An 18007-nucleotide genomic window follows, 5' to 3' on the forward strand; every position below is an offset into this window, starting at 1 on the left:
AAGCCTTCACTCTGTTACTGAGCGGATTTCCTGATAGGTCAGTGCCCGGAATTCTCCGGGCGCCAGCTTATCATCCAGTTCAATGCTGCCGATACGGAAACGGTGCAGGGCCTCAACACGATTGCCAACCGCCGCCAGCATCCGTTTGACCTGGTGGTAACGGCCCTCGCCGATGGTCAGGTCGATCAGCTGGTTGTTGTGTACACGAACTTCGGCGGGTCTGGTCTCTGTGGTTTCACCGTTCAGCATGACTCCCTTCTCAAGTGCCCGGCAGGCCTGTTCCGGGATAGCCTCAGCCAGCCAGACCCGATAGCTTTTGCGGCATTCCCGCCGGGGGGATGTGACCGCGTGGGACCATTGGCCATCACTGGTCAGCAACAGCAAGCCAGTGGTGTCCTTGTCCAGCCGCCCGGCGATATGAACCCGACTGGCCAGGCCGCGGGGCAGCAGGTCGAGTGCCGTTGGCTGGCTGCTGTCGGTGGTGGCACTGAGCACTCCGGCGGGTTTATGCATCATCAGGTAGATATCGCCGGGTGGGTTAACCGGTTTTCCATCAAGATGAACGGACTGTTCGGCCTCCACCTGGCGATTGGCCTGTCGGCAGGTTTCGCCATCCACCTTCACTCGTCCCGCTGACACGACCTTTTTCGCCTCTTTGCGGGAAAGCTCTGTACCGTTGCTCAGATATTGATCCAGCCGCATCAGCAGGAGCTCCCGTGGTTGGGAGCAGACAGCGTGGCCAGGCACAATACCGGTACCTGGCCGGTCATTCGATTCCACAACAGGGGCAGGGCGGCCCGGTTCAGCGCCGGGCGGGGCAGGCGATCGCTGGCCAGTGGCTGCAGTCCGTCTTCGGCGGTTTCCGCCAGGATGAAGGTGAAAGGGTGAGCGCCGGGTATGCCCAGCCGGATATCCGTTGCGGTTATCTGAGTGCCGTTCTGCTGGTAGTCCAGGAAACCGCCGGTAAACCATTCCAGCCGCCGGGCTTCCGGCAGCTCGGCGACAAGGCGGGCAAGCTCTGGTTGCCGCGGGAAGCGTTCCAGTACCAGCTCGTCGCTGGCATCGAGGAAACCGGTCACTACTTCGATTCTTTGCCCGGCACTGACCGCTGTGGCACGCCACAGAACGGTGTTGAATGGCATGGGTTGAACCATCAGGGCCGCCTGTTCCATACCGGCGTTCGCCAGCGCCGGTCGCACCCGATCGGTGATGATCTGTTGTGCAATCAGGGTCCAGCCGAGATAAAGGCTGGAAACAAGTAATCCGGCGGCAACGGTTCTCGACGCCGGTGGGCGATACAGAAAGGCCAGGCAACCCGCCAGTAGTGGCAAGGTATAGAGCGGATCAATAATAAAGATACTGTTGATCGCTACGGGTGGGCCGATGGGCCAGAACAGCTGGGTGCCGTAGGTGGTAAAGGCATCCAGTAATGGATGCGTAATCAGTATCAGGCCAACCAGTGCCAGCCATCGCTGATAGGAAATGAACGGGTTCCAGCGCCACAGACCCCAGGCGATGAGCAGAGACAAGGGTGCCAGAATAAACAGGGAGTGGCTGAACCCCCGATGCTGGGTAAAGTTGGCAACGGCTGTGCCATAGTCAATGACCACATCCAGGTCGGGTAATGTGCCGAGCAATGCGCCGGTCAGAAGGGCCGATCGCCCCAGGGTTTTGCCGGCAACAGCCCCCGCAATGGAGGCGCCAAGGGCGGCCTGTGTGATGGAATCCATAGTATCCCGATTCGTGGTGACTGGGTGATACCAGTATTATGCGCGGATTCGGGATTCAGATCACGGGAGGGCAGCAGAATCGCCGGCAGCACAAGGTACTGCCGGCGAAGCAGATATTGCTCAGAGCTTGCGGCGGCGTGCCAGGCCCAGGCCAGCCAGACCGAGTCCCAGCAGCGCGAGAGTGCCGGGTTCCGGTACGGAGCGAACATTCAGCTTGGCCAGCAGATCCACAGAGGTTGCTTTGCCTTCCTGGGTTTCAACTTCATTCAGGCCGTTGGCAAAGCCAAGCAGAGACAGGGAATAGATGTTGGAGCCGAACTGGAACTCGGAACTCTCGATCATGTTGTCGAGAATGACGACATCATCAACGTCCTGCTCGACGCTCCAGCAAAACACCCACCAGCATTCCTGACCGACATTCGGTGTCTCATCATGGATGAAATCAAAGGTGTAGGGGCCAGTTACCTTGCTGTTGCTAGCCGTTGTGGAGAACGTGGCGAATACATCGAGGCTCACGCCGGTAATGCTTTCACCGGTAATGCGGTTGTTGAAATGGGTAAAGGTTCCCAGCACAAACGGATCGTCTGATGTGATGGTCTGTGGCAGGCTGTTCGGGCCCTGAAAACCATAGCCACTCTGCGGGCCCTCGCTGCAGGTTTTCCACCACAAGTGCCCGGTGCAGCTAACCTCGCCGGTTCCCCAGCGCAGGGTATCAGTACCTACGCCCGTAACGTTGCTGCCATTGCTCGGAGCGTTCCAGGTTCCTGAAACCGATTCGAGGTCCACCGGGAAGGCCCAGGCAGTTGCGGCGAATCCAAATGTTACCGCCGCTACGATTCCTTTCATCATTTTAAGCATTGTCCACACCTTAACTACTCGCAGTTGTAGGATTGCCTGGAAATGGCCAGGCACTGCCAAGGTGTGTAGCTAAATGCGTGCCAGTATTTTTTGTCTATGTAATACAATGCCTTATAGCGTGGTATTTCTCTAGATGTAAAAAAACTGGACGCTTTCAGGAGCCGCTGTAAACTCCGAGAGCCGCTAATACCTGTTCTGATGGAAAGCCGTCAGCCACCAGGCCCTCCGCCTTCTGGTACGCGCGAATGGCCTTGCGAGTATTGGAGCCCAGTATGCCGTCGGGTTCCCCGCTCGGGTAGCCTTTGTCATTCAGAGCCTGTTGGAGCTCCAGCACCTGATTTCTTGACAGCGCGGGCTGGTCTTCCGGGGGAGGGTTCTGAAGCTTTCCGGCGCCGGCAATCCGGTCGGCCAGGTGGCCAACGGCAATGGCGTAGAACTCGGATCGGTTCCAGCCCATGATCACCCGGAAATTACTGTATACCAGAAAGGCCGGGCCCTGATGGCCGCTGGGCACGATCAGGGCCGCTTCAATGGGTTCGTTGGCCAGACGGTTACCAAATGCATCGGTGATTCCCATCTTGCGCCAGTCAGCCAGGGGCAGGCGACGGCCATCGGCCAGACTGAAATCAAAGTTGTCGGGTAACAGCACCTCCCGCCCCCATCGATAGTCGCCATCCCAGCCCATGGACTCGAGAAAACGACCGGCAGACATCATGGCGTCAGGCAGGCTGTTCCAGAGATCCCGGCGCCCATCGCCATCGGCGTCGACCGCGTGTTTCAGGAATACCGTCGGCATGAACTGCACATGGCCCATGGCGCCGGCCCAGGAGCCTTCCATCTGATCAGCGGGAATAGCGCCTTCGTCAATAATCCGCAGGGCAGCGATCCATTGCTCTGTGAAGAAGCTGCTGCGCCGGGCATCGCAAGCCAGGGTGGCGAGGGCACTGGGCACCTGCATCTTGCCGAAGTAGCTGCCATAGTTGGTTTCCAGACCCCAGAATGCGGCCAGATAGGGGGCGGGAACACCGGTTTCCGCGGTCACGCGGTCCAGGAGTTTACGGTGTTCTGCCAATAATTCTCGGCCTTTGCCGACCCGGGCGTCGTTAACCCGTCGGTTCAGGTAGTCGGCAAAGGTGGTGGTAAATTCGGGCTGTCTTCGGTCCAGCTCAATCACTCTGTCGAGGTGCACCACGCCGGCCATCACGGACTGCACCGTGGATTCACGCACACCGGCGGCGACGGCTTTCTCTCCGAGCGCCTGTTTGCATTGCTCAAACGCCGGTGTGTTGGTTGTTTCGGTTTCTGCCCTGGCAACCAGCGCTAGCGTGCTCAGGGAAATCGCCAACAGTGTACGGCGAATGGCAGTCCGGGAGATCAGGTCAGGCACGGGAATCCTCGCAATAGAATCGTTTGGGCATCGGCTGCCATGTTAGCGCGTTTTCCGTGTCGGGAAATACCGCCATAGCCTACAGTGCCACGTGTTTTTTTCGGTTGGGAATGGTCCCGGTGAACGCCGGTTTTGTCGTCTTTTTGTAGCACTTAGGTCACGTCAAGACCGGGATGTTCTATAGTTGGAGCATGAGTGGAATCCGGAGCAGATGTCGCTATGGCAATACTGAAGGCGCTGGTGGTCGACGACGCCAGTTTTGTGAGAGATCTGGTGAAACGGACAGTGCGACAGCGCTTTCCCGTCATTGAAACCACTGATGCCCAGAATGGCCGGCGTGCCCAGTCCCTGATGTCCAGAACCAGTTTTGACCTGGTGCTGTGCGACTGGGAAATGCCGGAGATGTCCGGGCTGGAACTGCTGCAGTGGATGCGCCAGCAACCGCAGTACCAGAAGGTGCCGTTCATCATGATTACCAGTCGCGGCGACAAGGATCATGTTATTGAGGCGGTCAAGGAAGGGGTTTCTGAATACCTGGGCAAGCCTTTCAGTCCGGATGGGCTGAGTAAGAAAATCATCAAAGTGATGGGTCGCCGCCTGAAGGACGCCATGGATCGCAGCGGCAAATCACTGGAAGGACCGGCGGAGGCGTTCAAGGAGTCCGCCGCCTTGCTCACCCAGAAGCGGGAGGCGCCGGCATCCAGGCCCGAAGCCTCAAAGCCTGAGCCCGTTGCTGATAACCCGCTGCTGAATGCAGGTAGTGCAAAAGCGGCGACCGGCAAGCCTCAGACTCGTGGTGTCATGAGTATGGCCTCTGTGAGGTTTTCCGACAGTACACTGAAATCGGTGGTCAAGGATATCAATCTGACGGAAGTGCGGGTGATCGCCAAGCGGGATCAGGAATTCCCGGGGATTCTCGATCAGGCGGTGGTGGATATCGACATGGGCGATGGCCAGATGGCGCGTCTGAACGGTTACGTGCATCAGTTGCAGGCTGTGGACAAGCGCCAGGATACCGACTTTGTCAGTGTCACTATCCGTTTTGTCGATGAAGACCCGAAGAAGCTGGAGGATCTGTCACGATTTGTGGCCAGGTTCCGGGCCTCAAACCGCTAACTGAGGGCGCCTCAGTCCTCCGGAACCTGTTCGGGAATCCTCTCGACCAGTCGCTCCCTTGGAAAATGGCAGATAAATTCGCTGCCTTCGCCGACTTTGCTGCGGATTTCCAGGTTGCCGTCGTGATTGATCAGCACATGCTTGACGATAGCCAGGCCCAGGCCGGTTCCGCCGGTGTCCTTGTGGCGACTGGGGTCGGCGCGATAGAACCGTTCGGTCAGCCTGGGGATGTGGATCGGGTCAATACCGATGCCGGTATCCTTCACCGACAGGTGGGCGCCGTCGCGATTGGTGCTCCAGGCAACTGTGATGGCTCCGCCGGCCGGTGTGTATTTCACCGCATTAAACACCAGGTTGGAAAACGCACTGCGTAGCTGGCTTTCATCGCCCTGCAGCAGTCGGTGGTCACTGATCTGAACCGTGATCTGGTGGCCCTTGTCGCCGCTCAGGGCCCGGGCATCATGACAGATCTGGTTCAGCAGGGCGTCGACATCGGTCAGGGTGTCATCCACCGTATGCTCGCCGGTTTCGATACGGGACAAGAGAATCAGATCTGTGATCAGGGCCTCCATCCGTGAGGCCTGTGCCGCCATGGTATTGATAGCCCGGCGCCACTTGGCAGGCAGCTCATCACCATGATCCACCAGGGTTTCAAGGTAGCCACTGATCACGGTCAGCGGTGTGCGCATTTCATGGGAAACGTTGCCGACAAAGTCCCGCCGCATTTGTTCAAGCTGATACAGCCGGGTGACATCCTTGGCCACGATCAGTCGGTCATCGTCGCCGAACAGGCTGATCTGGATCTGCAGATGGATGTGGGGCTTGGCCGGCGAGTTGATTTCCAGGGGCTCGCGGTAATCCCGGGTATCGAAATAGGCCTTGAATGCCGGGTTGCGGATCAGGTTATGGATGTACTGACCCTGATCGGTGCTGCGGCGGAAACCCAGCAGGTATTCGGCCGAGCCGTTCCACCACTCCATGGCGCCACGGGCATCGGTCATGATAACGCCGTCGCGCATGGCGTTGGTGGATTCCTGAACCCGGTTGATACGGGCCCGTAGGCGATCCTGGGTCATCAGGTGGTTCTGGTTCAGCTTGTGCAGGCTGTCGAAGATATCACCCCACAAGCCGATGCTCTGGGGCGCTTCGTCGGAAGCGCTGGGGTTGCCCAGCCACTGGTAAAGGCGCCGGGCCTGGACCAGGGTCCACCAGAGATAGGCAACAAGTCCCACCAGCAGCCCGTAGAGCGGCTCGCCGAAATAGAACCCCACCAGTGTGGTGCCTGCGAGCGCGGTGATGATCAGTCTCAGGTAACGGGACCAGTTGTGTTGCATCCACTACTGCCTTGTCGTGTTGCCGGCGCTGATGCCGTGATCGCCGGACGATGAGGGGCGGTCCGGAGCTGTCGCCAGGGAGTAAATCAGGCCACTTTGGTGGAAAACCGGTAGCCCGTTCCCCGCACGGTCTGAATCAGATGATCGTACCTGTCTCCCAGCGCCTTGCGCAGGCGGCGGATGTGAACATCGACGGTGCGTTCCTCGACATACACGTTGCCGCCCCAGACCTGATCCAGCAGTTGAGACCGAGTATAGACCCGTTCCTGGTGAGTCATAAAGAATTGCAGCAGGCGGTACTCGGTCGGGCCCATATTAATGGCACCGTCGACCGTGGTCACACGATGGCCGATCGGGTCCAGGGTCAGACCGTCCACTTCGATGGGGCTGTCGACACCCGGCGGTGTGGCACGACGCAGAACCGCTTTCAGGCGGGCTACCAGCTCACGTGGGCTGAACGGCTTGGTGATGTAATCGTCGGCACCGACTTCCAGGCCCTGAATCTTGTTATCCTCTTCCACCTTGGCGGTCAGCATGATGATAGGGATATCGGCGGTGGCCTCTTCTTTCTTCAGCCGGCGCGCAAGTTCGACACCGCTGGTGCCCGGCAGCATCCAGTCCAGCAGGATCAGGTCTGGTTGCTTGTCGATAATCAGGGCATGGGCTTCACGGGCATCCGCTGCCTCCAGATAGTCGTAATCCGCCATTTCGAGCGCGACCGCAATCATTTCACGGATAGGCGCTTCGTCATCGACGATCAGGACAGTTTTTCCACTCATATGCATCAACCTGTGTCAGACCTCGGGAGTTCTCTGATCAGAGGTGCGAACACACTCCCTTGTAATGTTGCCGAGTCATTACAACGCGTCTTTGTTACAAGTATATGACATGGGCGGGTAGTCAGAACGCCAGATCCAACGCCAGCCCCAGAAACACTGCAAAGCCGGCCCAGTTGTTATTGAGAAATGCCTTGAAGCATCCTTCCCGGTTCCGCTCCCTGGCCAGGTACTGGTGGTAGACGAAGAGCGTGGCCATGGCCACGACACCGAGATAATAGAAAGAGCCCAGTTCCGCCCGCTGGCCCACCATCACCAGAATCACCACCACCATGGTCTGCAGCAGAGCAATGATCGCCCGATCTGCATCACCAAACAGGATGGCTGTCGATTTTATGCCGACCTTCAGGTCGTCATCCCGGTCGACCATGGCATAGAGGGTGTCATAGGCGACCGTCCAGAGCACGTTGGCAGTAAACAGCAACCAGGTGAGCTGACTGAGCTGGTTGGCCTCAGCTGCCCAGGCCATGGGAATGGCCCAGGAAAAGGCTGCGCCCAGAAACAGCTGGGGCAAATGGGTGTAACGCTTCATAAACGGGTAGATAAAGGCCAGCAGTGCACCACCGAATGACAGATACAGGGTCAGGGTGTTGGTGAACAGCACTACCATCAGAAACGACACCAGGCATAGCCCGGCAAACAGGGCGACGGCTTCCCAGGCACGGACCCGGCCGGCGGTGAGCGGGCGGTCTTTGGTGCGTTTGACATGGCGATCCCAGTCCCGGTCGGCAAAATCGTTGATAGCACAGCCTGCCGCCCGCATGAAGAACACGCCCAGGGTAAAAATCACCAGATTGGCAAATGACGGTGCCCCCTTGGCCGCCAGCCAGAGTGCCCAATAGGTTGGCCACAGCAGCAACAAAGTGCCGATCGGGCGGTCGATGCGCAGCAGGCGTGCGTAATCCGCCAGGCGGGCATGAACGTGGGTGGGCAGGGTGATCTGCAACATAGGAGCTGGTATCCGCGTGTTGATGCGTGAGAGTGCATCAGATTATAGCCAGCGGCAGCGGTAGGGTTAACCCCGGTTGGGCGACTGGTATAACCGGGGTAGAAGATATTCCCCCACCAGAAGAGCGCAGGAACCCCGGTGGAACAGGGATCTGCGGGCAAGGCGAGGGTGGCCGTTGCTGCGGACTTTGCAGAGCCCAGTTTCCAGTGGCCCCCGCTGCCACTCGGGGCTGCTGAACAGATAGGCGCCCAGGGGCTTGTTGCCAAGATTGCGCAGGCGGCGGCCGTGGCCGTGCAGGCAGTTCTGTGGAATAACCGTTCGAGCCAGCACCCACGGGCGGCCGTCACCGCACAGGCGAACTTCCCGTACCCAGGCGAGCTGGCGCGGTGCCAGGTTCAGGCGCTTCGCTTCTTCAGGGGTTGGCGCCGAGAAGCCTTCCCTGAGAATTTCAACGTGAAAGCGTTCCTGGCATTTTTGCTGCAGTGCCCGGGTAAAGGAACCTTCTATCGTCAGCCAGTAGCGGGCCGGGCCATGAACCTCAGGACAGTAAAGGCCGGCCGCCGCCAGCGACCGGTACCAGAACGTGGGAGGTATGCTCAGCTCGGGGGGCTGGTCACAGTCCTTTAACGGCATAGATTCCCGGAGCGTTGCGCCAATAGCCTTTATAGTCCATGCCATAGCCGAACAGGAATCGATCCTCAACGTAAAGGCCGGTAAAGTCTGCCTTCAGGCCGGGGCGCGCCTTGCGATCGTGCTCCTTGTCTACCAGCACCGCAGTCAGAACCTCGCTGGCGCCATGTGCCAGGCAGTAATCTGCGATGGCGCACAGCGTCGTACCTTCGTCGAGAATGTCGTCGACGATCAGAACCGTGCGGCCTTTCATGTCGGCTTCTGGCTGCAGCTTCCATTCCAGAATGCCGCCGGTGGTCTCCTGGCGGTAGCGGGTAGCATGCAGATACTCGGCCTGAACCGGAAATTTCAGTCGTGGCAGGAGCTGACCGGTCAGGATCAGGCCGCCGTTCATGACGCAGAACAATAATGGGTTGCTGTCTTTGAGGCGATCGGTGATGGCGCTGGCCATGGTGTCGATGGCGGCATGCACCTGCTCTTCGGGAACCAGGCAGTCAGCGTCTGCCATGACCTGGTTCATTTCAGCGACGGTATCGGTCATAACGATCGGGTCCTGTCCAAAACGACGGATTATACCGAAGTGGGGCGATCGAAGGGAGGGGCGCGGCGGTATTGCCAGGTCTGTAATTATGGCTATTGGCAGAAAACCCCGATCCGGGCTGTCGGTGGTGGCATTGGTCAATGCCGGTGTCGCGGTTATGATGGCAGCCAATCGGGTGAGTGGTGGTCGGCTGGAACTCGGTCGCATTTTGCGATTTTTGCTTGATTGCTTTATTGTTCGACAATAATATCCTCGCAGACAAATCGGTGGGAGCTAGTTATGAAGAAGTGGCAGTGTGTGGTGTGTGGTCTGATTTACGATGAAGCCGAGGGTTGGCCGGAGGACGGTATTGAGCCTGGCACCAAATGGGAAGACGTGCCTGAGGATTGGGTTTGCCCGGACTGTGGTGTGGGCAAGGAAGATTTTGAAATGATAGAAATCGGCTAAAGGCAGGAAAGAATCATGACCGAGCAGACACCCATTGTGATCGTTGGTACTGGTTTGTCGGGTTACTCGCTGGTACGGGAGCTTCGCAAACTGGATAAGGAAACCCCGGTCATTATGGTGACTGCCGACGACGGCGTCAGCTATTCCAAGCCCATGTTGTCGACCGGCTTTACCAAAGACAAGGATGCCGATGGTCTGGCCCAGGCAAACCCTGAGGCCATGGCCGAGCAATTGGGGGTGGAGATTCGTCCCTGGTCCACGGTCACGGGCATTGATACCGATGCCCATGAGCTCAAGCTGGGCGATCAGCGCATACGCTATGCCAAGCTGGTTCTGGCCTTGGGCGCCGATGTCATCCGCCTGAGTCTGGATGGCAACGCGCAGGATCGAGTTCATTCCATCAACGACCTGATGGATTACCGTGCCTTCCGTAAAGCCCTCGCCGGTGGCAAGCGGGTTGCGATTATGGGGGCGGGCCTGATCGGGTGTGAGTTTGCCAATGATCTGCGTAACGGTGGCTACGAAGTTGATGTGATCGCCCCGGATTCATCTCTGATGCCCAGCCTGCTGCCGGAGGCGGCTGCAGGTGCCGTGCAGGCAGAGCTGGAGAAGCTTGGCGTTCGGTTTCATTTGGGGTCGGTGGTTGAGCGGGTAGAGCACCAGGGCAGTGGCGTTGAGCTGACACTCGGTAATGGTGAGTCATTACAGGCTGACCTTGTCGTGTCGGCAGTGGGCCTGCGCCCCCGTACTGAACTGGCTCGCGCTTCCGGGATCAATGCTGGCCGGGGCATTCAGGTGAATCGGGCTCTGGAAACCTCCGCACCGGATGTCTATGCCCTGGGTGACTGTGCCGAAGTGGATGGGCGCGTTCTGCTCTACGTGCTGCCGTTGATGGCCTGTGCCCGGGCGCTGGCGAAAACTCTGGCCGGTGAGCGCACGGAAGTGAGCTACGGCACCATGCCGGTGATGGTAAAAACACCCTGTTGCCCGACCGCAGTCTGCTCACCACCGATGGATGCCGAGGGCGAATGGCAGGTGGAGCGGGACGGGGCTGATGTCAAAGCCCTGTTCCGGAGCCCGGACGGCGACACGCTTGGCTTCGCAGTGACCGGCAGGTTTGCTTTGGAAAAGCAGACACTGGCGAAGGAAGTCCCTCCTATTCACCGGGACTGAAGCCTGCGGCTACCAGTGAGGTTGGCTGGTAGCCGTTTGTCGTCTTTGGCAGTTTCAGCCGTTGCGAAATTTTCCTGTCTGGGGTAGAAAACCCGTTCGTGAGCTAACAAAAGACAGGAGCGCGCATGCTGGATGTAACCCGAAAACTGGTGGAGTTGCTGGATCTTTCCCCGATCGGAGACGATCATTTTCAGGGCGACAGTGAGGATCTGGGCTTTCCGCATGTATTCGGGGGGCAGGTTCTGGGGCAGGCCCTGATGGCGGCCAGCCGGACCGTCGAAAATCGCCTGTGCCATTCCCTGCACGCCTATTTTCTGCGCCCTGGCAATCACAGCATGCCGATCGATTATGAAGTCCAGCGGGTTCGGGATGGCGGCACGTTCTCGGTGCGCCGGGTGATTGCCCGTCAGGACGGCAAGGAAATCCTGACCGGTTCCATGTCGTTCCAGGTCGCAGAAGACGGATTGGACCATCAGGTTGCCATGCCGGCAGCGCCGGACCCCGATACGCTCAAGTCGGAGCAGGACTGGGGCAAGCTGATCGCAGATAAAGTGCCGGAGAAAATGCGGGACATGCTGACCCGTGACCGGCCCATAGAGATCCGTCCGGTAGACCCGATGAATCCATTCAAGCCGGAAAAGCGCCCGCCCCATCGCCAGAACTGGTTTCGGGCCCTCGGACCTTTACCGGATGACCCGGTACTGCATCGGTGTCTGCTGACTTATGCCTCTGACTTCTCCTTTCTGGGAACGTCCCTGACTCCTCACGGGCGCACCTTCATGAGCAAGAACATGCAGGTTGCCAGCCTGGACCATGCCATCTGGTTCCATCGGGATTTCCGTATGGATGACTGGCTGCTTTATGACAAGGACAGTCCGAGTGCCTCGGCGGGCAGGGGCTTCAATCGGGGTAATTTCTTTACCCGGGATGGTGTTTTGGTGGCCTCCACCACTCAGGAAGCACTGATCCGGGAACGTAAGGCCTGAGGATTGTAGTTGCCGAGCCAGTCAACCATTTCGTTAAAGGGTAGCGGTCGGGTTAGGAAGTAGCCCTGTATCAGATCGCACCCCATGTCGTGCAGCAGTGACAGGGTTTCCTCATCCTCCACCCCCTCGGCCACCACTGTGTAGCCGAGGCTGTGGCACATATCGATGGTGGTGCGCACGATCACTCTGTCCTGCTCCCGTTCCGCGATATCGGTAATCAGCGAACGGTCGATCTTGATTTCTCCAGCTGGCAATTGCTTGATGTAGGACAGGGATGAATAGCCGGAACCGAAGTCGTCAATGGAGAGCGGAATGCCCGCGGCATCAAGCGCATTCAGCGCCCGCAGGGAATTGGTAGGGTCCTGCATCATGGAGGTCTCCGTGACCTCGAAGGTGATGGCCCCGGAGTGGATCTGGTAGCTTTGCATCAACCGTTGCACGAACACGGCGAAATCCGGTTCCCGTAGATTGTTGGGCGAGATGTTGACGGCGATTCCGGCATCCCAGCCGATCTCCAGCAGCCGCCCGCGCATTTCCAGGGCCTCTTTCAGTACCCAGCGCGTCAGCGGTTTGATTAGGCCGGTCTGTTCGGCCACTGCGATGATTTCATCGGGCCGAACCGGCTGTTCCCGTCCTGGCCAGCGAATCAGTGCCTCAAATCCGGTAATAGCGCGGGTACGCAGGCACAGCTTGGGCTGCAGGAACAGAGTCAGCTCGTTGTGATCGATGGCGTGGCGCAGGTCGGAGACCAGAGTCAGTCGGTCGGCGCTGTAGGAGTCACGGGAGGATTTGTAGTAGGCAATTCCGCGGTCTCGGGCGCGGTCAGAACCTTCGGCGATCACCGCCCGGCGAATCAGGGTGTTGGCATCGTTTCCGTGAGTCGGGTAGAAAGCCACGCCGAGCTGTGGGTTCAGGGGAACCTGCATGCCAAGGAAATCTACCGGGTAGCGGATCTCTTCAATGCTGCGCAGCACGATTCTGGGTACCGACAGCGCCTGGTCAGCATCCACCACAAAGGCAAAGGTTTGCGGGTCGAGGCTGGCCAGGAAGAAGGTTCGGTTGTCGGTCTGCTCCAGAGAGATGGCCCCAGGTACATCCTTGATCACCGCGTTGTAGTGTTTGGAGGCCAGCTCCAGTATGCGGTCGGTGTTGCGGTGGCCCAGGGTCTTGGTGACCGCATACAGGTTGTCCAGATGGATGATGACCACGCCGAAGCGTTTGCCGCGCTGGCTCCGGATCAATTCGTTCAGGCGCATTTCATAGCTGCTGCGGTTAGGCAGGCCGGTGAGCGGATGATGCAGGGCCTGGTCCATCAGCCGGAGTTCGGCCGCGCGTCGGGCTTCAAGCGCCTTCAGTTCAGCCTCCTGGGCCAGCACTTTCTCCTGGCGTTCGTGATATATCCGGATGGCAAGGGCGAGGCTGAGGAGTATGGCCTGGAAGGCCGAGCCCAGCTGCATGCCATACACAGAGAAGAAGCTGGTGGCAATCAGACCGTACTTATTGGCGGCGGTAATGGCACTGCCCAGAGTGACGGCCCCCCAGGCCAGAGTGTAGTAAACCGCCTGTGGATTGCCTCTGGCCCACTGTATCGGTCCGACAACCGTTAACAGCAGGCAACTCGGCATGGCCAGAGCGACAGCCAGACGGATACCCGTGCCATAGTCAATCACAGTTGTGGCAAGAGCAAGAGCTAGGGCGCCGTTTAGTAGGATAGTGCCGAGTATGAGTCGATCGAGTTGGGGGCTGCATTGCTCCAGTTTCAGAAAGGATCTGGCGAACATGAGTGTGAAAAGCAAGGCCAGTGGTATGGACAGGACCATGGCGTTGCTTTGCAGGCCAGGAAGCGCGGGCCAGATAAACTGGTAGGTAATACCGTTCAGGGTGCCGATCAGGATCAGGTAGCCCAGAGTCGAGAGTACGTAATAGAGGTAGATCGACTCCCTGAGCGCCAGGAATACAAACAGGTTGAAGCAGATGGCGGTAATCAGGATTCCGTAGTACAGGGCGTGAACCTGGCTTTCTACGGAGGTCTTCTCGAAAAAACTGCGATTGTTCCACAGCCTGAGCGGCACTTGCATGGCACCGTCGGTGTCGATTCTCAGCAAGATGCGGTAGTCGTGACCGGCTTCAAGCTGGAACGGAAACAGGAAATGCGGATGCTCCACCGGGCGCTCCGAGAACAGCATGCGGTCACCGGTCTGGTAGTTCAGCTGGATTTCGCCGTCCCGTAACAGATAGAAATCGATCCGGTCCAGGTGCGGGTAGGTGATCTCCAGGAGATTGGTGGTTTGGGGCCGGGTGATGGGGAACTTCAGCCAGACCTGGTCCCGGGTGTAACCAAAATTAGGCGTTTGTTCGTTCAGGATTTGCCAGTCGCCGGATTCCAGAGCCTGTTGCGGGCTGCGTTGGTCGTCCGGCGCCAGTCTCAGATACTCAATGGCTGGAATATAGCCATCACTGGCAGCCATAGCGGGAAGCGAAAGCGCCAGAAGAATCAGCAGGGCTGCCAGGGATCGGGCCAGTTGCATCAGAATCACAGGTTACCGTTCTTGTCGTTATGGCCTGAGTATGGCCTGTCGTCTGAGGCGGCTCAAGTCGTAACCGGCAGACTTTTGGTAACTTGTGTAATTATTGGTCAAATGCCGTTAATCCAGTTCCGTACCCAGGGCAGGGCCTCGGCCTCCGGCTCCAGAGTTTCCAGCGCATCAATCCGCAGAGTGTCACCGACCTTGCGGGCGCCGGTTTCATAAAGCGCCTCTTCCATCAGATCTCCGGCACCGCAAAAGGTATCGCCGTAGGAGCTGTCGCCCAGCACGATCACGCCAAAGGGGCGGCCGGGTTGTTGGGGAAGTTGTTCGCGCAAATCCAGATAAAACGGTAACAGGTTGGCAGGGACTTCTCCCTGGCCGGTGGTGGAGGTGCATACCAGCAAGGCATCGTGGTTGTCGCTGATATCGGCCAGAGTTGGATTCTCCAGAACCGTGACGGTATGCCCTTCGGGTTCCAGTTCCTGCTTGATACGGCGCGCTGTCAGCAGGGCGCCCCCGTAAACGCTGCCGGTTAGAATGCGGATTGCTGCCATGACCACTGCCTGTGTTGGTGGGGTGGGAATATTCGGGAGCAGATAGTAATGGCGTGGCGGGTTCGGCTCAAGCCGGCGTCTGAGGGCTGGACCCGGTGTCCTGGCTCCTTACCCGGGGTGAAATTCGATTCCGACCGCTCTCCTTGGCGTTGTAGAGCTGCACATCTGCTTGCTTGAGTAATTCGTTGATCGATCCGGATTTGGAAATCGAGCATACCCCGGCACTGATGGTGACCGGCAGGGTCTGTTCCCGGTGGTGAAAACGGGTGGCCGCCACTTCGGCGCGCAGGCGCTCAGCCAGTGTGAGGGCCTGCAGCAAGGTGGTGTCGGGCAGTAGCAGCAGAAACTCTTCGCCGCCCCAGCGGGCAGCCACATCCGACTGGCGGACCATTTGCCGGACCAGATCGGCGAACTGGCGCAAGACCTCGTCGCCGGCATCATGGCCGAAATCATCGTTAATGCGTTTGAACAGATCCAGATCGATCAGCACAACGGAAAAATGGTGGCCGGAGCGCTCGAACCGCGAGAATTCGGTGTTCAGACGGCCCTGCATGTCCCGCCGGTTGGCCAGCCCGGTCAGTTCGTCGGTGCGGGCAGCGTGTTCGTGGGCCTGGGCCAGTGCCACCAGTTTGTTGCGGGCCCGTAAACGTCCGGCTTCCAGCACGAAACAGAAGATTGACTCAAAGGTAAGCGTGGCGAAGAAACGGATCTTGAAGTCGGTACTGTATTCGGCACTGACGCCGGGCATATCGGGAAACTGAAAAACCAGAACGGCAAGCAGGTAGCAGAACAGCAGGATGGCGGTGCCACCCTTGAGGCTGGTCAGGTAGAACAGCAACGGTGGGAACACATAGAACCAGAGTGGGCCCGTGTTGCCCTCGCCGCCGGAGGCAATCAGGTAGGTAAACAGCAGGCCGACAATGACCAGCAGTCCCCTTTTCTGTACCGTTCGATCCCGGCGCCAAGCGTACCAGCCTATATTGGCGACAATTGGAACAACAAATGCCCAGAGCACCCATGCGTGCATATAATGCTCGGCATACCACGCCTTGGCACCGATACCGGCCAGGAACAGGACCGCCATGGCTGACAGGCCATTGAGCAGCCGGGAGATCTGCAGCTCTTCATGCTCGCTGGACTGGATTTGGCTGGTATTCGTCATTAACTGTTGTTCTTTTTGACATATTTTCCGGAATTATGCGTCAAAAACCATCTGAATTGCAGCATTAACTATCAGGATTGTGAAGGGGGCCATCAACCGGGATTTGTTTCAATTTGATGGCAAAAAATTTATAGTTTGCCCCCGGCGAATACTGCCGAAACCCCTTCTGTCCACAAGACAAGAGAATCAATTGGTATGGCCCGTTCCAGCAGCTTTCTGGATAACCTTCTCACCAGCCCCTCCACGGAACGGTACAGGGTCGGACTTAGCGTACTTTTCCTTCTTTGTGTCTGGCTTGTGGTTGGCTCCTTCAGCCAGGGCCTGCCTAACGCCATGTTATTGATGGCCGCCGCCGTTATCGGGGGCTATATGGCGATCAATATCGGGGCCAACGATGTGGCCAACAATGTCGGCCCGGCGGTGGGCTCCGGCGCCTTGTCGCTGGGGGCTGCCGTTCTTCTTGCTGCGGTATTCGAGGCGGCCGGCGCGTTGATCGCCGGTGGCGATGTCGTGTCGACCATCAAGGGCGGAATTATTGATCCGACTAGCCTGGAAGATCCGCGCGCCTTTGTCTGGTTAATGACGGCGGCCCTGCTGGCTGGCGCCCTGTGGCTGAACCTGGCCACCTGGATGGGTGCGCCGGTTTCAACCACCCACTCAATCGTTGGCGGTGTCCTGGGGGCCGGTATTGCGGCCGGGGGCTGGGCCATTGCCGATTGGGCGGTGATGGGCAAAATTGCTGCAAGCTGGGTGATCTCGCCGGTGCTGGGCGGTGCCCTGGCGGCGTTGTTCCTGTTCGCAATCAAGAAAACCGTACTTTACCGCCAGAATCTGGTGTCTTCTGCCCGTACCTTTGTGCCCTGGCTGGTGGCGATTATGGCCTGGGCCTTTGCCACCTATCTGATGATCAAGGGCGTCAAGAAGATCGTCAAAGTGGATATGGTGGAAGCCTCGGTGATCGGCCTGATTGTGGCGGGGGTAGTGTTTTTCGTGATGCGGACCCTGGTGGGCCGCAAAGCCTCGACCATGGAAAACAGTGCGCAGGGGGTGAATACCCTGTTCACCTGGCCGTTGATCTTCGCCGCGGCCCTGCTGAGCTTTGCCCACGGCGCCAACGACGTGGCCAATGCCATTGGCCCTTTGGCGGCCATCAATGATGCCATTCAGGCCGGTGGTGGTGTGGTTACCTCAGCGAAGATCCCGCTTTGGGTGATGCTGGTCGGTGCCCTGGGGCTGGCGGTCGGGCTGATGCTGTTCGGCCCGCGCCTGATTAAAACCGTGGGTTCCGAGATTACTGAGCTTGATAAGACCCGGGCTTTCTGTATTGCACTGTCTGCGGCACTGACGGTGATTCTGGCTTCCCAGCTTGGCCTGCCGGTCAGTTCCACCCACATTGCCATTGGCGGCGTTTTCGGTGTCGGCTTCCTGCGTGAGTACCTGAAATCCAACTACGCGACCCAGTTGCACAAAATCATCGAACAGCATGACCCGACCGATCAGGAGCGCCTCAAGCCGTTCCTGGATGATTTCCGTAATGCCTCTGTGGAGGAAATGGAGAAGCTGCTGAAGCAGGCGAAGAAGAAAAAGCAGCAGGTGCCTTTGTCCAAGTCGGAGCGCAAGCGCCTGAAGAAGATTTACCGCGAGGAGATGGTCAAGCGCTCCCATCTGGTAAAGATTGCCGCGGCCTGGATCATTACCGTGCCGGCGTCAGCGATTATGGCGGCGTTCCTGTTCTTTACCCTGCGTGGCCTGATGGTCTGACCGTTGTGCGGGGCT

17 protein-coding genes are annotated in these 18007 nt (G+C 58.5%); 5 read left to right on the top strand and 12 right to left on the bottom strand.

Annotated elements, in window-relative coordinates:
• Nucleotides 1-6: 6 nt before the first annotated feature.
• From ACAM27_RS04055 to ACAM27_RS04070, 4 genes are all read right to left on the bottom strand, one after another.
• The gene (locus ACAM27_RS04055) at nt 7-702 is read right to left on the bottom strand and encodes a pseudouridine synthase (protein WP_011787010.1); all 696 of its coding nucleotides are present in this window, start codon (nt 700-702) and stop codon (nt 7-9) included.
• Complete coding sequence (locus ACAM27_RS04060) at nt 702-1730, bottom strand: metal-dependent hydrolase (protein WP_369612608.1); 1029 nt, start codon at nt 1728-1730, stop codon at nt 702-704. Before ACAM27_RS04060 ends, ACAM27_RS04055 begins: the two co-directional genes overlap by 1 nt.
• A gap of 120 nt (nt 1731-1850) precedes the next feature.
• The gene (locus ACAM27_RS04065; RefSeq protein ID WP_011787008.1) at nt 1851-2588 is read right to left on the bottom strand and encodes a THxN family PEP-CTERM protein; all 738 of its coding nucleotides are present in this window, start codon (nt 2586-2588) and stop codon (nt 1851-1853) included.
• Between the two features lie 154 nt (nt 2589-2742).
• Complete coding sequence (locus ACAM27_RS04070) at nt 2743-3975, bottom strand: lytic murein transglycosylase (protein WP_369612609.1); 1233 nt, start codon at nt 3973-3975, stop codon at nt 2743-2745.
• 219 nt (nt 3976-4194) lie between these two features.
• Here ACAM27_RS04070 and ACAM27_RS04075 point away from each other — a divergent pair, with 219 nt between their 5' ends.
• On the top strand, nt 4195-5091 hold the full coding sequence (locus ACAM27_RS04075; protein ID WP_011787006.1) for a response regulator: 897 nt from the start codon (nt 4195-4197) through the stop codon (nt 5089-5091).
• An 11-nt stretch (nt 5092-5102) separates the two neighbouring features.
• On the opposite strand, the gene phoR is transcribed toward ACAM27_RS04075, so the two are convergent.
• The 5 genes from phoR to ACAM27_RS04100 form a co-directional block, all read right to left on the bottom strand.
• On the bottom strand, nt 5103-6425 hold the full coding sequence (gene phoR, locus ACAM27_RS04080) for a phosphate regulon sensor histidine kinase PhoR (RefSeq protein ID WP_014422865.1): 1323 nt from the start codon (nt 6423-6425) through the stop codon (nt 5103-5105).
• Nucleotides 6426-6511: 86 nt separating this feature from the next.
• Entirely contained in the window at nt 6512-7204 is a 693-nt protein-coding gene (gene phoB, locus ACAM27_RS04085) for a phosphate regulon transcriptional regulator PhoB (RefSeq protein ID WP_011787004.1), read from the bottom strand.
• 121 nt (nt 7205-7325) lie between these two features.
• Complete coding sequence (gene ubiA / locus ACAM27_RS04090; RefSeq protein WP_023009486.1) at nt 7326-8210, bottom strand: 4-hydroxybenzoate octaprenyltransferase; 885 nt, start codon at nt 8208-8210, stop codon at nt 7326-7328.
• A 66-nt stretch (nt 8211-8276) separates the two neighbouring features.
• Nucleotides 8277-8843 carry a chorismate lyase gene (locus ACAM27_RS04095; protein WP_369612610.1) on the bottom strand — a complete coding sequence of 189 codons (567 nt, stop codon included), beginning with the start codon at nt 8841-8843 and terminating at the stop codon, nt 8277-8279.
• Complete coding sequence (locus ACAM27_RS04100) at nt 8824-9381, bottom strand: hypoxanthine-guanine phosphoribosyltransferase (RefSeq protein ID WP_011787001.1); 558 nt, start codon at nt 9379-9381, stop codon at nt 8824-8826. Before ACAM27_RS04100 ends, ACAM27_RS04095 begins: the two co-directional genes overlap by 20 nt.
• Before the next feature lie 279 nt (nt 9382-9660).
• Here ACAM27_RS04100 and ACAM27_RS04105 point away from each other — a divergent pair, with 279 nt between their 5' ends.
• From ACAM27_RS04105 to tesB, 3 genes are all read left to right on the top strand, one after another.
• Nucleotides 9661-9828, top strand: coding sequence for a rubredoxin (locus tag ACAM27_RS04105; RefSeq protein ID WP_008173532.1), 168 nt, complete (start codon nt 9661-9663; stop codon nt 9826-9828).
• A 15-nt stretch (nt 9829-9843) separates the two neighbouring features.
• On the top strand, nt 9844-11001 hold the full coding sequence (locus ACAM27_RS04110; RefSeq protein WP_369612611.1) for an NAD(P)/FAD-dependent oxidoreductase: 1158 nt from the start codon (nt 9844-9846) through the stop codon (nt 10999-11001).
• A 125-nt stretch (nt 11002-11126) separates the two neighbouring features.
• Nucleotides 11127-11987 carry an acyl-CoA thioesterase II gene (gene tesB, locus ACAM27_RS04115; protein ID WP_011786999.1) on the top strand — a complete coding sequence of 287 codons (861 nt, stop codon included), beginning with the start codon at nt 11127-11129 and terminating at the stop codon, nt 11985-11987.
• Here tesB and ACAM27_RS04120 read toward each other — a convergent pair.
• From ACAM27_RS04120 to ACAM27_RS04130, 3 genes are all read right to left on the bottom strand, one after another.
• Nucleotides 11954-14515: an EAL domain-containing protein gene (locus ACAM27_RS04120; RefSeq protein ID WP_369612861.1), complete on the bottom strand. Its 2562-nt coding sequence runs from the start codon at nt 14513-14515 to the stop codon at nt 11954-11956. The two genes, tesB and ACAM27_RS04120, sit on opposite strands and share 34 nt — an antisense overlap.
• 107 nt (nt 14516-14622) lie before the next feature.
• Nucleotides 14623-15069 (bottom strand): flavodoxin, encoded by a 447-nt coding sequence (locus ACAM27_RS04125; protein WP_011786997.1) that lies wholly within the window; start codon nt 15067-15069, stop codon nt 14623-14625.
• 67 nt (nt 15070-15136) lie between these two features.
• A complete protein-coding gene (locus tag ACAM27_RS04130) occupies nt 15137-16231 on the bottom strand; it encodes a GGDEF domain-containing protein (RefSeq protein WP_022993194.1) in 1095 nt (364 codons plus the stop codon).
• A gap of 195 nt (nt 16232-16426) precedes the next feature.
• Here ACAM27_RS04130 and ACAM27_RS04135 point away from each other — a divergent pair, with 195 nt between their 5' ends.
• Entirely contained in the window at nt 16427-17992 is a 1566-nt protein-coding gene (locus ACAM27_RS04135) for an inorganic phosphate transporter (RefSeq protein ID WP_011786995.1), read from the top strand.
• Nucleotides 17993-18007 lie beyond the last annotated feature (15 nt).

The organism is Marinobacter sp. RI1 (assembly GCF_041155085.1).
Classification (GTDB): domain Bacteria; phylum Pseudomonadota; class Gammaproteobacteria; order Pseudomonadales; family Oleiphilaceae; genus Marinobacter; species Marinobacter nauticus.

Coding starts and splice junctions, on each gene's coding strand:
- ACAM27_RS04120 (WP_369612861.1), bottom strand. CDS start 14,515: ATGCAACTGGCCCGATCCCTGGCAGCCCTGCTGATTCTTCTGGCGCTT.
- ACAM27_RS04095 (WP_369612610.1), bottom strand. CDS start 8,843: ATGCCGTTAAAGGACTGTGACCAGCCCCCCGAGCTGAGCATACCTCCC.
- ACAM27_RS04135 (WP_011786995.1), top strand. CDS start 16,427: ATGGCCCGTTCCAGCAGCTTTCTGGATAACCTTCTCACCAGCCCCTCC.
- ACAM27_RS04125 (WP_011786997.1), bottom strand. CDS start 15,069: ATGGCAGCAATCCGCATTCTAACCGGCAGCGTTTACGGGGGCGCCCTG.
- ACAM27_RS04130 (WP_022993194.1), bottom strand. CDS start 16,231: ATGACGAATACCAGCCAAATCCAGTCCAGCGAGCATGAAGAGCTGCAG.
- ACAM27_RS04060 (WP_369612608.1), bottom strand. CDS start 1,730: ATGGATTCCATCACACAGGCCGCCCTTGGCGCCTCCATTGCGGGGGCT.
- ACAM27_RS04110 (WP_369612611.1), top strand. CDS start 9,844: ATGACCGAGCAGACACCCATTGTGATCGTTGGTACTGGTTTGTCGGGT.
- phoR (WP_014422865.1), bottom strand. CDS start 6,425: ATGCAACACAACTGGTCCCGTTACCTGAGACTGATCATCACCGCGCTC.
- ACAM27_RS04055 (WP_011787010.1), bottom strand. CDS start 702: ATGCGGCTGGATCAATATCTGAGCAACGGTACAGAGCTTTCCCGCAAA.
- ACAM27_RS04065 (WP_011787008.1), bottom strand. CDS start 2,588: ATGCTTAAAATGATGAAAGGAATCGTAGCGGCGGTAACATTTGGATTC.
- ACAM27_RS04075 (WP_011787006.1), top strand. CDS start 4,195: ATGGCAATACTGAAGGCGCTGGTGGTCGACGACGCCAGTTTTGTGAGA.
- ACAM27_RS04100 (WP_011787001.1), bottom strand. CDS start 9,381: ATGACCGATACCGTCGCTGAAATGAACCAGGTCATGGCAGACGCTGAC.
- phoB (WP_011787004.1), bottom strand. CDS start 7,204: ATGAGTGGAAAAACTGTCCTGATCGTCGATGACGAAGCGCCTATCCGT.
- ubiA (WP_023009486.1), bottom strand. CDS start 8,210: ATGTTGCAGATCACCCTGCCCACCCACGTTCATGCCCGCCTGGCGGAT.
- tesB (WP_011786999.1), top strand. CDS start 11,127: ATGCTGGATGTAACCCGAAAACTGGTGGAGTTGCTGGATCTTTCCCCG.
- ACAM27_RS04105 (WP_008173532.1), top strand. CDS start 9,661: ATGAAGAAGTGGCAGTGTGTGGTGTGTGGTCTGATTTACGATGAAGCC.